Genomic DNA, 15475 nt, shown 5'->3' with positions numbered 1-15475 from the left:
ACGTACTGGCCGGCGCTCCGGCTCACGACGTGCTCACGCCCGGCGTCCGACGCGCTCACTCCGCGACCCGTACCGTGAACTCGCCCTCCGCCACCCGGGCCCTCAGCTCCTCGGCCGCCGTGACCTCGCGCGGAGACCGTACGACCGTCCCGTCGGGCCGTTGCAGCACCGCGTATCCGCGCTCCAGCGTCGCCGCGGGGGACAGCGCGACCACGCGCGCCAGCGTGTGCGACAGCTCCGAGTCCGCGCGGTCCAGAAGATGCCTCAGCACCCGTGCGCTCCGGTCGGCCAGCGCGGCCACCTCCGCCGCGCGCTCGTCCACCATCCTGTGCGGGCGCTCCATCACGGGACGGGCCAGGGCGTGGGCGAGCCCCCGCTCCTCGCGGTCGAGCAGCCCCCGTACCGTCCGCAGCGCCCGGTCGCGCAGCGCCTGCACCCGGTCCAGCTCCTCCCCGACGTCCGGCACGGTCTTCTTCGCCGCGTCCGTCGGCGTCGAGGCCCGGACGTCCGCCACGAGATCCAGCAGCGGCGAGTCCGGCTCGTGCCCGATCGCCGAGACGACGGGCGTACGGCACGCGGCCACCGCCCGTACCAACTGCTCGTCCGAGAACGGCAGCAGATCCTCCACGCTGCCGCCGCCGCGCGCCACGATGATCACATCCACCTCCGGCAGCGCGTCCAGTTCCTTCACCGCCTGGATGACCTGGGCCACCGCGTTGACCCCCTGCACCGCCGTATTGCGCACCTCGAAACGGACCGCGGGCCAGCGCCGCCGCGCGTTCTCCAGTACATCCCGCTCGGCCGCCGACGCCCGTCCGCAGACCAGTCCGATCAACTGCGGGAGAAAAGGCAGCGGTTTCTTGCGGCCGGCGGCGAACAGCCCTTCCGCGGTCAGGGACTTCTTCAACTGCTCCAGCCGCACGAGCAGTTCACCGATCCCGACCGGGCGTATCTCCGTGGCCCGCAGCGAGAGCTGCCCACGCGGCGCGTACCACTCCGGCTTGGCCTGGACCACGACCCGCGCGCCCTCGGAGACCACATCCGCGATCGCGTCGAACACCTGCCGGAAACACGTGACGCTCACCGAGATGTCGTACGAGGGGTCGCGCAGCGTCAGAAAGACGACCCCCGCACCCGGCCGGCGCGAGAGCTGGGTGATCTGCCCCTCGACCCAGACCGCGCCGAGGCGGTCGATCCACCCGCCGATGAGCCGGGACACCTCGCCGACCGGCAGCGGAGCGTCCGCGGACGTATGCAGAGCCATACCAAGGAGCGTATCCGCCGCCTACGACATCACTCCCCGAGCGGCCCGCCCCGTCGCGCAATCCCGCCGTCGTGCCGTCCCGCCGTCGCGGCTCTGTGGCTCTGTGGCTCGGTGCCGTCGTCCGCGCCGTGCCGCCGTGCCGTCGTCAGCCGTGCTGCCGTCCCCGCCGCACCAGCAGCACCACAAGGCCCACGGCCAGCCAGATCGCGCCCGTCACCTGGGCCGGGCCCGCCGCCTCCGCGACGACCGCGATCAGGATGCCCGCGCCGGCCACCGGCAGTACCGCGTGGCGGAACCAGCGCGGCGGCCCCTCTCCCCGGCGCACCACGAACCACCCCACCACCGACGCGTGCAGCAGTACGAACGCCGTCAGCGCCCCGATGTCCACCACCGAGACCAGCCGGTCCAGACCGTCGGCGCGCCGGGCCGCCCAGACGGCCGCGACCAGCGTCACCACGGCCGCCAGCAGCAGGGCGACGCGTGGCACGCCCGCGTACGTACGCGACAGCGCGTACGGCAGCCGGCGCGCACGGCCCATCGCGAAGAGCAGCCGTCCCGCCGCCGCCTGCGCGGCCAGCGCCGCGAACGCCGCTCCGATCGCCTTGCTCACCGCCACCAGATCATGGAGCCAGGCGCCGACCGAGGCGTCCACCGCGTCGTAGAACGCCGGGCCCTGCCGCGCCGGGTCCGCCGCCAACTGGGCGGAGGTCACCGGTTCGAGCAGTGCCACCACGTATGTCTGTACGACGAACAGGGCACCGGCGAGCACCAGACAGAACAGCACCGCCCGCGCCACCGGACGCGAACCGCCCGTCACCTCCTCCGCGAACGAGGCGATCGCGTCGAAGCCCAGATACGACAGCACCGCGACCGACACCGCGCCCAGCACCGCCGCCGAGGAGAAGCCGCTGTCACCGGTGAACGGCGTGGACCAGCCGCGTGTCGCCCCGTCGCGCGCGAGGACGACGACGGCCGCCACCACGAACACCAGCAGCACCGCGATCTCCATCGCCAGTACCGCGAAGCCGACCCGGGCCGCCGCCCGTACTCCCCACAGATTGAGCACTGTCGTGATTACCACGGCGATCGCGGTCCACACCCACCGGTCGACGGAGGGCACCAGCGCCTCCATCGCGATCCCGGCGAAGAGATAGGCCACGGCCGGGATCAGCAGATAGTCGAGCATCGCCATCCAGCCGGCGATGAATCCAGGCCCCTCACCGAGCCCCTTGCGCGCGTACGCGAAGACCGAGCCGGCCTGTGGGGCGACCCGTACCATCTCGGCGTAGCTGAAGGCGGTGAACGCCATCGCCACGGTCGCGACGACATAGACCAGGGCCACGGCGCCATGGGACCTGGCGTCGAGGGTACCGAAGACACCGACCGGTGCCATGGGGGCGATGAACAGCAGTCCGTAGACGACGAGATCGCGAAAGCCGAGTGTCCGCCGGAGCCCGCCCCCGCCTGTCCCCGCATCACCGGCCGCCTGGCCTGTCCCCGGATCACCGGCCGCCGGCCCGGTCGCCCGGCCGTCCGCCGCTCGATCGTCCACCGCTGGTCCGTCACCCGCCCGTCCGTCACGCGCGTATGCCCCGGTCAGGTACTCCGACGCCCGGTCATGTAGTCCCGCGCGTACTCCCGCACATGCTCCGACACGTACTCCGGCTCACGTACGCCCGGTCACGTAAGCCCGTCCTGTACGCCCAGTGTCGGGTGGACGGGCGAAGTTCCGCCTCTTCTGAACGGCCTTACGATGGGACGCATGACTGCCACGTCCCGCCCGTCGCCCGCCGCCGCCTCCAGTGCAGACGCCGTGCGCCGCGCCGGTAAACGCGTTCTGCTCGCCGCCCCCCGTGGTTACTGCGCGGGTGTCGACCGTGCCGTGATCGCCGTGGAGAAGGCGATCGAGCAGTACGGGGCGCCGATCTACGTCCGTCACGAGATCGTCCACAACAAGTACGTCGTCAAGACCCTGGAGAAGAAGGGGGCCATCTTCGTCGACGCGACGGCGGAGGTCCCCGAGGGGTCGATCGTCATGTTCTCGGCGCACGGTGTCGCGCCGGTCGTCCACGAGGAGGCGGCCGAGCGCCGGCTCGCCACCATCGACGCGACCTGCCCCCTGGTGACCAAGGTCCACAAGGAAGCCGTCCGGTTCGCCAACGAGGACTACGACATCCTGCTGATCGGCCACGACGGCCATGAAGAGGTCATCGGTACCTCGGGCGAGGCCCCGGAGCACATCACGCTGGTCGACGGTCCCGGCGATGTCGCGAGCGTCGAGGTGCGCGACGAGTCGAAGGTCGTCTGGCTCTCCCAGACCACGCTCTCCGTGGACGAGACGATGGAGACGGTCGACGCGCTGAAGCAGAAGTTCCCGCAGCTCATCTCGCCGCCGAGCGACGACATCTGCTACGCCACGCAGAACCGCCAGATCGCGGTCAAGCAGATGGGCGCCGACGCGGATCTGGTGATCGTCGTCGGCTCCAAGAACTCCTCCAACTCGGTACGGCTGGTCGAGGTCGCCCTCGGCGCGGGCGCGGGCGCCTCCCATCTGGTGGACGGTGCCGACGAGATCGACGAGGCATGGCTGGCGGGCGTCTCCACGGTCGGCCTCACCTCGGGCGCGTCCGTACCGGAAATCCTGGTCGAGGGTGTTCTGGAGTGGCTGTCGCAGCGCGGCTTCGAGGATGTCGAGATCGTCAAGGCGGCGGAGGAGTCGATCACGTTCTCGCTCCCCAAGGAACTCCGCCGTGACCTGCGCGCGGAGGCGGCGGCCCTCGCGGAGAAGTAGCGGCGGCCCTCGCGAAGAAGTAAGGGTACGGGGGAGATTCGTAAGGAGGCGCTCGCAAGCCGTTCCCCCGGAAGTCGCTGTCAGCGTCTGGCCGTAACGTTGTGTCCATGAACGTCTTCGGAGTGGACATCGGTGGCTCGGGCATCAAGGGCGCGCCCGTGGACCTGGAGCGCGGCGATCTCGTCGAGCCGCGGCACAAAGTACTCACCCCGCACCCGGCGACGCCGGAGAGCGTCGCCGACGGTGTGGTGGAGGTCGTGCGGCATTTCGGCTGGTCGGGCCCGGTCGGTATCACCTTTCCCGGGGTGGTCACCGGATCCGTGGTGCGCACCGCCGCCAATGTCGACAAAGCATGGATCGATATGGACGCGGGACAGTTCCTCGGCGACAAGCTGAATCTGCGGACCACGGTGCTGAACGACGCGGACGCGGCGGGCGTCGCGGAGATGTCCTTCGGCGCGGGGCGGGGCCGTAAGGGCGTGGTCTTCCTGCTGACCTTCGGCACGGGCATCGGCAGCGCGCTGTTCATCGACGGCAAGCTGGTGCCCAACACCGAGCTGGGCCATCTGGAGCTGCACGGCCACGAGGCGGAGAAGCGCGCGTCGTCCAAGGCCAAGGAGGACGCGGAGCTGAGCTGGCACCACTGGGCGCACCGGGTGCAGAAGTATCTGGAGCATCTGGAGATGCTGTTCTCGCCGGAGCTGTTCATCATCGGCGGCGGGGTGAGCCGTAAGTCCGAGAAGTTCCTGCCGCTGATCGAGGGGATCAGGGCCGAGATCATTCCGGCGGAGCTGCAGAACAACGCGGGGATCGTGGGCGCGGCGATGGTGGCGGCGGGACGGTAGACGGCCGGACAAGGACGGCAGACGGCCGGACAGGGCCGACAGGGGGAGGTACGGGGGCTTACGTGCGCTACGCGGGCCGCCCGGGGGGTTGTGGGTCATGCGGGGTTGTGGGTCGCCAGGCGAGGCGCGGGGTGTCGGCCGGGGGTGTCGGCGGGGTGTGGCTAACCGCGTCGTACGGCCCGGTAGGCGGTGGCTCCGTTGGGCGGTGTGGTCCGGGCCGGTCTGACCTTGGACCCGGCCCGGAGGGCGGCGGCGTCCCGGGCGCGCTGCCGGCGCCCCATCTGCCGCACCTTCCGTACGGACGCGATGAGCCCGGCGACGAGCGTGCCGCCGTACAGCCACCCCGCGTGCACGGCCAGCGTCGTGACCAGCGCCATGGTGTGGCCGCCGAAACCGCCGGAGCCGCCGGCGATGGGAAAGCTGCCGACCGCGAAGGCGATCGGCACGCTGATGGGAGCCGTCACCAGGTCGGCGGTGCGGACCCAGAGGGCGGTCACCGCGCTGACCGGCAGGAACAGCGCCCCGTACACCAGGGGCGCGCTGTCGAGCAGCAGGCGGTCCAGAAAGGCGACGCAGAGCATCGTGGAGGCGGCGAAGAGCCCGGCACCCAGCCCGGTGAACCGGGGATTGGGCAGTCTGCGCGGTTTCCGCAGCCTGCCCAGCCCGCCGAGCTTCGCCAGCTGGCCGCCGGGTCTACGTGACGTGCCGGCCCTCGGTGGCCTGGCGGCCCGGCCTGGCCCGGCGGCCCTGCCCTGCCCGGCGGATTTCACCGGCTTGTCGGATTTTCGCGGATGGAGCGCGACGGGCGGTGGCATCCGCCGCCGGGCCGCCGTCCCGGGGAGCCGGTACACGCCTGTGGATCCCGCTACGGCACTCTGCGGGGAGGGCGGGTCCTGCGGCCGCTGCCGGCGCCGGGGCTGACGTGTCCTGTGCTGCTCCACCGCTACAACGTAGGTGGCACCCGGTGAGGAATCAGGCGATGGACACGCCCTTTGGGTGACCTTGAGGTTGAGTTCGAGATCATGGGGCGCGTCGGGTGGCGCCCCGAACCCGTCATCGACCGCCGCGGCCCGCCCGTAAACTGGGGGATCGGCCCCCCGGGGCCGTAAGCGGGCCATCCACCGGACCTCGGCCCTGGGCCGGTCCTCCTCCAGCCAGTCCTCACTCCAGGAAGTCGCCAACGTGTCGCTCACGATCGGAATCGTCGGCCTGCCGAATGTCGGCAAGTCGACCCTGTTCAACGCCCTGACCAAGAACGACGTGCTGGCGGCCAACTACCCGTTCGCCACCATCGAGCCCAATGTCGGCGTGGTCGGCGTGCCGGACCCGCGGCTGAACAAGCTCGCGGAGATCTTCGGCTCCCAGCGGATCCTCCCCGCCACCGTCGACTTCGTCGATATCGCCGGTATCGTGCGCGGCGCCTCCGAGGGCGAGGGCCTGGGCAACAAGTTCCTGGCGAACATCCGTGAGTCGGACGCCATCTGCCAGGTCATCCGTGCCTTCAAGGACGAGAACGTCGTACATGTCGACGGCAAGGTCTCGCCCAAGGACGACATCGAGACGATCAACACCGAGCTGATCCTCGCCGACCTCCAGACGATCGAGAAGGTCCTCCCGCGTCTCCAGCGGGAGTCGCGGATCAAGAAGGAGGTGCTGGGCCAGGTCAAGGCGATCGAGGAGGCCCAGGCCATCCTGGAGACCGGTGAGACCCTCTTCTCCGCGGGCATCGTCCAGGGCACGGAGAAGGCGGAGCCGCTGCGCGAACTGCATCTGCTCACCACCAAGCCCTTCCTCTACGTCTTCAACGTCGACGAGGAGGAGCTGACGGACGACTCCTTCAAGGACGAACAGCGCGCCCTGGTCGCCCCCGCGGAGGCGATCTTCCTCAACGCCAAGCTGGAGTCCGACCTCGCGGAACTGGACGACGAGGAGGCCCTCGAACTCCTCCAGTCCGTAGGCCAGGAGGAGCCGGGCCTCGCGACCCTGGCCCATGTCGGTTTCCGCACCCTGGGCCTCCAGACCTACCTCACGGCAGGCCCCAAGGAGTCCCGCGCCTGGACGATCAAGAAGGGCGCCACGGCCCCCGAAGCGGCCGGTGTGATCCACACCGACTTCCAGAAGGGCTTCATCAAGGCCGAGGTGATCTCCTTCGCCGACCTGGTGACCACCGGCTCAGTAGCCGACGCCCGCTCCGCCGGCAAGGCCCGCATGGAGGGCAAGGACTACGTCATGCAGGACGGCGACGTGGTCGAGTTCAGGTTCAACGTTTAGCCGCATTTCCACCACGTCGCCATTGTCAAACGCGCAGGTCAAGAGGGTCTGGCTCTTCCGAGTCGGCCCTCTGGCCTGTTCCCGTGCTGGGATGGTGCTGGGATGACACTGAAGAACCTGACGCATTGTCATCGCACATTTGAGTTGCCTGGGCGTCGCTTCCTTGGAGCGGACTCGCAGTGCGTACGCGTTCACAGTGGCTGGCGGCGGACGCTGTGCCGCGGACACTTGCAACGGCGGTGTCTGTGACTCTGCGGCCCCCTGCATGGTTCAGGCACCTTTCCGGTGAACGGCGCTGGATCGAGGCGCTCTCGTTCCGGATCGGCGAACGCCAGGGGTCCCTCATGTGGCGGGCGCGGTAGGCTCGACCAGGCATGATGCGGCCCTGCCGGCATGGGCGACGCGGGAGGACGGGACAGTGACCGCAGTGGGAGGAGCCCCGGCGTCCGGGGTGCCGAAGCCTGGCCCCGTGAGGCCGCCCCGACAGTGGTCGCAGGAGAGAGTCTCTCCGTACCCCTGGGAGCAGGAGGCGCTGGATCATGTGCGACAGCTCATGCCGCATGCCGAGCCTTATCGGGCCTGGGCAACCTTCTCTTTCACTGCGCAATCCGGACGCGTCAACGAATGCGATCTGCTGATCGCGGTTCCGTCCGGGCTATTTCTTGTTGAGATCAAGAGTCATCCCGGTGAACTCCGCAACAGCGGTTCTACCTGGAATTTCCGTGGCCAGGACCGCACGCGGACGATCACCAATCCGCTGCACTTCAACGACCTGAAGTCCAAGGAGCTGAAGAGCCAGCTTCACTGGGCAGCCCGCAAGTTGGGCATAAGTGATCGCGTCGTGCCACGTATCGAGCCTGCCGTTTTTCTCTCCGCCCCGGATCTGGACAGTCATCTGGACGAGGTGCAGCAGATCAAGGTCTACGGCCGTGATGACGGCGCGAGTGGACTCAAACGCATCTGGCAGGATTTTCTGGGGCTGCCGCCGGACCGCCCTGAGCGACGCATTACTCCGGAATTCTCCCGCCACACCCTCCCTCAGCTTCTGAAGGCTATTGGAATTCGCCAGTCCGCCGCCCATCTGCGATTCGGCGATGCGTGGAAGATGGAGCCCCATCCGTTGGATGCCGGGCCGTCCTGGGAGGACCGTCTCGCGTCTCGCGATGACGGGATGGTCCAGGAGGAGGGCAGGGTCCGTATCTATCTGGTCAGCCAGATGGCTACCGAAGCAGCCCGCAAGGCCACTGAGCGAGCCGCGCGTCGCGAATACCAAGTGCTCCAGGGCATCAACCACCGTGGGATCGTCGACGCAGTCGAATTCCGTGAGCATCAAGGCGGTCCGGCGATTCTCTTTCGCCATCGCCACACGGATCTGCGACTCGACCAGTATCTGGATGTCTACGGTGGGAAGCTGACTCCTGAGACACGCCTCGATCTGGTTCGGCAGCTTGCGGAGGCCGTCCGCTATGCACACAACCGGTCGCTGTATCACCGCGCTCTGGCGGCCCGTTCGGTATATGTCTCGTTCAAAGAGGGTGGGACCCATCCCGAACTGCGGATCACTGACTGGCAGACCGCGGCCCGGGATTTCGATTCCAATGCCACCTTCTTCCGTTCCATCGGTGGGTCCGCGCTCGACGCGGCGCTCATCGAGGACGCGGCTCGCGTGTACCTGGCCCCGGAGACGGATCAGCCCTTCGCCGACCCAGGTGATCTGGACGTCTTCGGTCTGGGAGCAGTCGCGCATCTGATCCTGACCGGGCTGCCGCCGGCCGCGCAGCGCAGTGCGCTGAGTGATCGTTTGCGCACGGACTCGGGCCTGCGGCTCTTCGCGGTGGCGGATGGGCTGCCCGATGCTCTGGACGATCTCGTCTTCCAGGCGACCCGGACCGATGTCAATGACCGCCTGGGTTCGGTGGAGGAGTTCCTCGACCTCCTCGACGAGGCCGAGCGCGCCAGCGTTCTGCCAGATTCCCCGGCCTCGACCGGTGTCGATCCGCTGGAGGCGCTGCCCGGCCAGTCGCTCGACACCGAATGGTCGGTGCGGCGGGTTCTCGGCACCGGGGCCACGGCCCGTGCCCTCCTTGTGGAGCGTGCGACGGAGGGCGAGGACGGCCACGTCCACATCGACGAGCATGTCTTCAAAGTCGCTCTCGACGAGGAGCGGGCCGGCAGGCTGCGGGCCGAGGAGCGAGTGCTCGGGACGGTCGGTGGTGGAGCGATCGTCCAGCTGCGAGGGGAGGGGCTGCGGGAGATTGGCGGGCGCACGGTTCTGGAACTGGAGTATGCGGGCGAGCAGTCGCTCGGTGAGCGGCTCAGGGGCCAGGGCAGGCTCACCTTTCACGAGTTGGAACGTTTCTCGGACGACCTGTTCCACGCCCTTGACCAGCTCGCCGGTCATGGAGTGCGTCACCGTGACATCAAGCCGGACAATTTCGGTGTCCAGCGTCGCAAGGACCGCACCTGGCAGCTCAAGCTCTTCGACTTCTCCCTCACCGATGCTTCCGACCGGGACATCAAGGCCGGCACCCGCAACTATCTCGACCCGTTCCTCGGGTCAATGCGTCGTGCCCACTACGACGATCACGCCGAGCGGTACGCGGCGGCTGTCACACTGCACGAGATGGCCAGCGGTGAGCGGCCGGTGTGGGGTGACGGACAGAACGATCCGCTCACCAATGAGTCGGCAGTCCTCCGTATCGCGGTCGAGCTCTTCGAACCCGCATTGAGCGAAGGGCTCGCGCGCTTCTTCCGGCGAGCCTTGCATCGCGACGTCGAGCACCGCTTCGAAACCCTCACGCAGATGCGTGACGAGTGGAGGCAGGTGTTCCGCACCGCGGACTCGACCGGCCCCACCACCGCGCAGGACGCGGTCGGCGCAGCCTCCGAGGACCCGGAAAGCGACCGGGACAGGGCGGCGGAAGCCGCCGACGCCACCACACTCCTGGAGGCCGCAGGACTGACCCCCCGGGCGGTGTCCGTCGCGAACGACCTGCACGCCTACCGGGTCGGCGATCTGCTGAACCTTCAGCCGTACGTCATCTCCCGGGCGCGCGGAGCCGGTGCGCTGGTGCGCAAGGAGTTGAACCGGCGGCGCAAGCAATGGGCGGCAGCACTCCTTCCGGCCTCCGACGGTCGTTCCCCGCAGACCCCACCCGTCGACCGCCCGGTGGTGGACGTCGAGACGGTGGACGGCTCGGCCCCGGAACGCATTCTGTCGATAGACGAGATGGCGGCCCTGCTCACCCCCGAGCCCGGCCGCAAGGGCTCACACCGTGCGGCCGTGGTCCGGCTCACTCTCGGGCTTCCACCGGAAGAGGGCGGGCTCTCCCCGCTGGGTGCCTGGCCGGTTCAGGCACGCATCGCCGAGCACCTGGGTATCAAGCAGCCGCCGGTCTCCCGGCATCACCGGATCGAGATCAAACAGTGGGCCGAGGCGGCCTGGCTCTCACCGGTACGCGCTGAGTTGGTCGACATCGTCACCGCCGCTGGGCGGGTCATGACCGCTGTGGAGGCTGCGGCTGAACTGCGTGCCCGCCACGGAGCGGGCAGTGACACCGGTGAGCGGATCCTGGCCAGGTCTCTGGCCGTGGTCCGGGCCGCGGTCGAGGCCGAGACCTCGGATGCGGTGGGAGAGGTGGACAGCGCGGGGACCGAGGGCGGTGTACCGCACGAGCCCCGCCTCGCAGTGCATCGGCGTGGCGAAGCGATCCTCATTGCGGCTGAGTCCTTGCCCGGGACTGAAGACCCCAGCCCTCGTGAACTGGCCGACTACAGTGCCTTGCTGGGAGCTTGCGCACATCAACTTGCGCGGCGTGACCCGCTGCCCAGCCGTACTGAGGTCCTGCGTGACCTGCGTGCCGTACCGGTCCCCGACGGCTTCGCCCCGCTCGCGGACACCCGCCTCGTGGCACTGGCCGCCGCGGTCGCAGCCCGGACCGCGGTGACGCCGCGCCTTGAGCTGTACCCGCAGGATCTGAGCCTGGAGCGGGCCCTGCGTATCTCCCAGGCGGGAGCCGGGGTCCGGCACGACCGGGGCATTGTGGTTTCTGGCCTGGTCGCTCGGCTGCGGGCACGCTTTCCCGACCTGGATCTCCTCGCGGGCGGCCGGGAGCCGACTCACGTGGAACTCGAGGAGGCACTGGAGGCGGCCCGGTTCGACCTGCGTTACGACCTCACGACCCTGACGTTCTTCCCGCGCAGATCCGCACCACCTGCCGCCCGCACCTCGACCGGCGTCCTCACCAGCTACCTTCCTCCGCGTCCGGTCTCCCACGCGGACCGCGAGGATCCGCACGGGGCGTTGCGTGCCCGGCTGACCGAGCGTGCCGCCCGCGGTGGCTTCCTCGCCTTGACGGTGAAGCGCGACGTGCTGGTGGGGACGGCGGAGCGGGTGGCGGTGGGATTCGAGTCCGAAGGCGTCGTCCCGGTCGATGTCGCAGGGATGTTCCTGCGCACGCTGCGGGAGCTGGCGGACGAAAAGGGACAGGACTGGCAGAAGTTCCTGCGTGCCGACAGCGGTTCGGCCCCCGGCCGCATCAAGCCCGGCCTCGCCTCCTTCGCCCGCGTGGTCTGGCAGCGCATGGAGGACGCCCTCCTCGAACGGGCCACCGCACGCCGGACGGTCCTGTTCCTCTACGACGCCAGCCTGGTCGCACGCTACTGGGACGAGGGCGGCCACGGCTTCCTCACCCGTCTCCAGAATACGGCTCGCCGACCTGCGAGCGTCCCCCACGGCCTATGGCTGCTGTGTCCGGTCGAGACACGGTCGCAGCAGCCACGCCTCGACGGGCGGACGGTCGAGGTGATCGGCGGCGACGGGGAGCGGGAGCACCTGGACGCGGGGTTCGTGAAGGCGCTTGGGGACTGAGCGCCTTCCGACGGAGTGGACGGACGAGAGGGGTCAGGACTTCTTGCGGGAAACCCCGCCCCTGCGCCCGATGTTGAAGTACAGCCGGTACACATCGGGCAGGTCGATGGCCCCGGTGGTGAGTCGCCGGGTCAGGACGCCGATGTCGATGAGTTCTTCGAGGACAGCGAAGGGATCATCCGGTTTGCGTGGGCCGCTGCCGCCGTCGTCCTCCTGAGGGTCCTGGCCGCTTTCCTGGGCCAGTTCCTGCAGCGCGGCGCTGAGCCCGCCCTGATTCCAGTGGGCGATGACGACCGAGGGTTCCATCGGTACCTCGCCCCCCTCGAGTCTCTCGACTGCGGCAACTGCCCAGGCGATGTCCTCTGTGAGTTCCTCCACGCGGATACGGGCCGCCCCGTGCAGGCTCGCTCTGATGGCGTCGTAATGGAGCGCGTACTCGTATCCGGCGTATCGCTCGGCGGATACGACAGCGGCTTCCCGCAGGCTGTACAACCACGTACGGGGGCTGACCTCCTCATTACCGTCCTGGAGGTGATTGGGCACCCAGGTGTAGGTGAGGCCCTTTCGTCGGTCGGTGCCCATGTACGGTCCGGCGATGTCGACGAATACGGCTTCCTGCCGTGTCTGGTCGGCGATGACATCAGTCGGCGCGATGAACCGGCCGTCGCCTTCGTCGCGCCAGCCGCCGGTGGCAGCCCGGAACTCCGCGGCTCCGGGGCCGTCGTAGTTCCCCAACTGGTGGAAGAAAAGCCCGTAGAGATTCTCCCGGAGCCAGGTGAGCTCGGCGGTGTTCGCGGTGAGTTTCGACGCGTCCGCGAACTTCTTGGGTGCGCTGTCGTACATGTCCGGGCGGATGAAGACCTTCGCGCGCAGGGCGGATGTGGTGAGGCGCAGTTCCAGCGCGACCTCGAGCAGACCCGACACGAGCTTGTCCGCCTGCGTCCTGTCCTTGTGCAGATGGTCCAGGGCGTCGAAGAGCAGGACCTGCGTCATGCCGTCGCTGCGGGCCGCGCTGTCCGCTTCCTGAAGAGCGTCGTCGAGCGCCTCGGGATTCTCCCGTACCCAGCTCATCCTGCCGGGCCAGTCGTTGATGGCTGCGATCTCGGGCACCTTGAGCGCCATCAGAACGACCATGAACCAGAAGTCGACCGCATCGAACTCGTCATCGCGCATCAACCGGGCGATGACTCGCTTGGTCGGGTAGGCGGCGTCGGCCTTGCGGTCCGCAGCGAATCCCGTAGCGATCTTGACCCGGCGCAATCTGGGCATCAGGTACGAAGCCGCGGCGATCTCCCGCAGCCGGGGATCGGTCAGCGCCTTGGCCCAGTACGTCTTGCCGGTGCCGCGTGCGCCCTTCACCACGGTGACGTCGGGAGCGAGAGCGAGCCGGTGGCTCGACGGGGTGAACAGCCGCCGCAGGTCCGGTTCCGTGGTGTTCGCGTCGACCGCGTCTTCCAGGGCCCGGACAATCAGGGTGCGGTACTCGTCGGCGGTCAGGGGGGTCATGAGGGCTCCGGGTGCGGCGGGGGCAGCAGTCGCTCCACCGTAGTCGTGAAGGTCTGGTAGACGGCCTCGACCATCGGCAGCTCGGGCCAGGCGCTGCTGCGCAGCGGGTCGAGCCCGATCAGGTCATTGCCGAACAGGATCGGGATGGGGGTGTGCGGTGCGTCTTCCGCGTCTGCTGCCGAGATATACGTGCTGTCCGGCTCGTAGAGAGTGTCGGCGAAGAGGTTGTACGCCCGCTCCTGTAGGGCGAGCAGACGGTTGACGTCTCCGGCGGAGTTGAACATGGCAGCGACCACTCTGAGGCGTTCCACCAGGTCACCGACGTGGTCCTGCCGTTGCCGCCACTGCTCGAACAGCATGCGGTACCCCTCCCAGGTGGAAGGGTTGTCCACGGTGAACAACAGCGCCAGGCCGCTCAGGTGGGTCAGGGTGACGGCGGCGATGTCGTGCATGCCGGCACGGCAGTCGAGCAGGACGATGTCGGGGCGCCGGGAGAGCTCTGCCACCTGGTCCTCGCAGGCGCTGATGGCCTGCTCGAGCCGGGTAGCGAAGGGACGCGGACCGTCGCCGGGATTGAGTGGGGCAAGGTCGCTGTAGATGCGGTTCAGTTTGGCGAGGTAGTCGCTGCGTTCGCCTGCACGGGGTGTGCCTCCGGCAGGGGCGAACCACACCTCGCCGTTGCTCTCGCCCCGGACGGGCAGAGCGGTGCCGCGAGCGACCAGTTCGAGTCCGTCGGCATGCCCGACGGCCGCTTCGATCAGGTGGTCCACGATGCCGTGACGAGGGATGCCGCTCGGACTCTCCAGGAGATTTGACACCCCGGGCGACTCCAGGTCGAGGTCGACCACGAGTACGCACCGTCCGCGGTCGGCCAGATACCGGGCGAGCATCGCGGTGGCCGTCGAGCGGCCCACACCCCCCTTGAACCCGTACATGGCGACGCGCCGGTCCCGGCGGTCCCAGTCGCCGTCGGACGGCGTACGGGCAGGAAGGGGCGCACTTGTCCAGTCGGCCCCTATCACGGTGCGTTCCAGGGCGTGCACGCTGCCGACATTGCCGTGGGAAGCGCTGACCTCCGTACGGTCTCCACTGGCGAAGAAGAGATCGGGGGCGAAAAGGAGACTGCCGAGCACGAGGGGTTCGAGGCCGGTGAAGGGGTGTGTCGCGGCTGCGAACCCGTCCCTCGTGGACACTACGTCCGGGGCGTCCGCCGCCAGCGGGTCCGCGCGATCGTCGACGAGGAGCGATGCGCGTCCCAGAAGGTCACGGGTGACGACGACGTTCATGCCGAACCGCTGGGCTGCCTGTCCGGCATGGGCGAGTGCTTGCTTCCAGGCCGCGTCGAACCGTACGGACGGCAGGGGTTGAGTGGTCATACGAGAGTGCCGGTTCCTAGGATGCGGGCCTGCTCGTGGGCGGCGATGAGGTCGTGGGCCGCCTTGAGGTGCCGGTCGACGTGCTCCTTGGTGAGCATGGTGCCGTCGCAGTACCGGTCGCCCACGTCCCAGTCCGCGAACGGGTTCTCCCAGAGGAGCTGGGAGAACAGGAGACCTGCGGCGGTGTCGTTGCGGCGGTGGGCCACGGCGGTGAGCTGTTCCCAGAGCGCGGGAAGGTGGCCGTGCTGGCCGTCCCAGTTCTTCTGCTTCTTCTGATGGTGCGGGAACTTCATCTCGGGGTGGTGCGGCATGCCGTTCGGCTTGAGCTCGGAGCCCAGGAAACTGATCAGGATGGCTTTGATGCCACATTCCGCGGCAAGGCCGGCCAGGTGATCTGCCGATATCTGCCACCGCGCGCCGGTCGCGAGGACGGCCGACCGGTAATGGTGCACGCTCGCTCTGGCGAAGTCGGGCGGGGGCGAGGTAGGGGGCTTTGCCGTCACGACGATCACTTTAGTGGTGGGAGCGGAGGGCGCGGGAGGGCTTTCCGCA

At 68.8% G+C, this 15475-nt stretch carries 10 protein-coding genes; 4 read left to right on the top strand and 6 right to left on the bottom strand.

Annotated elements, in window-relative coordinates; all coding sequences use genetic code 11:
• Positions 1-55: 55 nt before the first annotated feature.
• Together xseA and OG214_RS14060 are read right to left on the bottom strand one after the other, a co-directional pair.
• Positions 56-1264, bottom strand: coding sequence for an exodeoxyribonuclease VII large subunit (xseA, locus tag OG214_RS14065; protein WP_405984922.1), 1209 nt, complete (start codon positions 1262-1264; stop codon positions 56-58).
• Positions 1265-1409: 145 nt separating this feature from the next.
• Positions 1410-2816 carry an APC family permease gene (locus tag OG214_RS14060; protein WP_405984921.1) on the bottom strand — a complete coding sequence of 469 codons (1407 nt, stop codon included), beginning with the start codon at positions 2814-2816 and terminating at the stop codon, positions 1410-1412.
• A gap of 210 nt (positions 2817-3026) precedes the next feature.
• Here OG214_RS14060 and OG214_RS14055 point away from each other — a divergent pair, with 210 nt between their 5' ends.
• Positions 3027-4055, top strand: a complete 1029-nt coding sequence (locus OG214_RS14055; protein WP_363080033.1) for a 4-hydroxy-3-methylbut-2-enyl diphosphate reductase — start codon at positions 3027-3029, stop codon at positions 4053-4055.
• A 107-nt stretch (positions 4056-4162) separates the two neighbouring features.
• Complete coding sequence (ppgK, locus tag OG214_RS14050) at positions 4163-4900, top strand: polyphosphate--glucose phosphotransferase (protein ID WP_363080034.1); 738 nt, start codon at positions 4163-4165, stop codon at positions 4898-4900.
• A gap of 161 nt (positions 4901-5061) precedes the next feature.
• Here the strand turns inward: ppgK and OG214_RS14045 are convergent, their stop codons facing one another.
• The gene (locus tag OG214_RS14045) at positions 5062-5715 is read right to left on the bottom strand and encodes a DUF6542 domain-containing protein (RefSeq protein WP_405987501.1); all 654 of its coding nucleotides are present in this window, start codon (positions 5713-5715) and stop codon (positions 5062-5064) included.
• 367 nt (positions 5716-6082) lie between these two features.
• Here OG214_RS14045 and ychF point away from each other — a divergent pair, with 367 nt between their 5' ends.
• Together ychF and pglW are read left to right on the top strand one after the other, a co-directional pair.
• Positions 6083-7171 carry a redox-regulated ATPase YchF gene (gene ychF / locus OG214_RS14040; protein WP_363080036.1) on the top strand — a complete coding sequence of 363 codons (1089 nt, stop codon included), beginning with the start codon at positions 6083-6085 and terminating at the stop codon, positions 7169-7171.
• 541 nt (positions 7172-7712) lie between these two features.
• Positions 7713-12041 (top strand): BREX system serine/threonine kinase PglW, encoded by a 4329-nt coding sequence (gene pglW / locus OG214_RS14035; RefSeq protein ID WP_405984920.1) that lies wholly within the window; start codon positions 7713-7715, stop codon positions 12039-12041.
• Positions 12042-12074: 33 nt separating this feature from the next.
• Here pglW and OG214_RS14030 read toward each other — a convergent pair whose 3' ends face one another.
• Genes OG214_RS14030 through OG214_RS14020 form a run of 3 tightly spaced genes read right to left on the bottom strand, consistent with a single transcriptional unit; the run spans position 12075 to position 15426 of the window.
• Positions 12075-13547 (bottom strand): hypothetical protein, encoded by a 1473-nt coding sequence (locus OG214_RS14030; protein ID WP_405984919.1) that lies wholly within the window; start codon positions 13545-13547, stop codon positions 12075-12077.
• Complete coding sequence (locus OG214_RS14025) at positions 13544-14923, bottom strand: ParA family protein (protein WP_405984918.1); 1380 nt, start codon at positions 14921-14923, stop codon at positions 13544-13546. The genes OG214_RS14030 and OG214_RS14025 overlap by 4 nt, the downstream gene beginning before the upstream one ends.
• A complete protein-coding gene (locus OG214_RS14020; protein ID WP_405984917.1) occupies positions 14920-15426 on the bottom strand; it encodes a hypothetical protein in 507 nt (168 codons plus the stop codon). Before OG214_RS14020 ends, OG214_RS14025 begins: the two co-directional genes overlap by 4 nt.
• Positions 15427-15475 lie beyond the last annotated feature (49 nt).

The sequence above is a fragment of the Streptomyces sp. NBC_00872 genome, from assembly GCF_045161915.1.
Lineage (GTDB): Bacteria > Actinomycetota > Actinomycetes > Streptomycetales > Streptomycetaceae > Streptomyces.
This window is presented reverse-complemented; position numbering and strand designations above follow the sequence as displayed.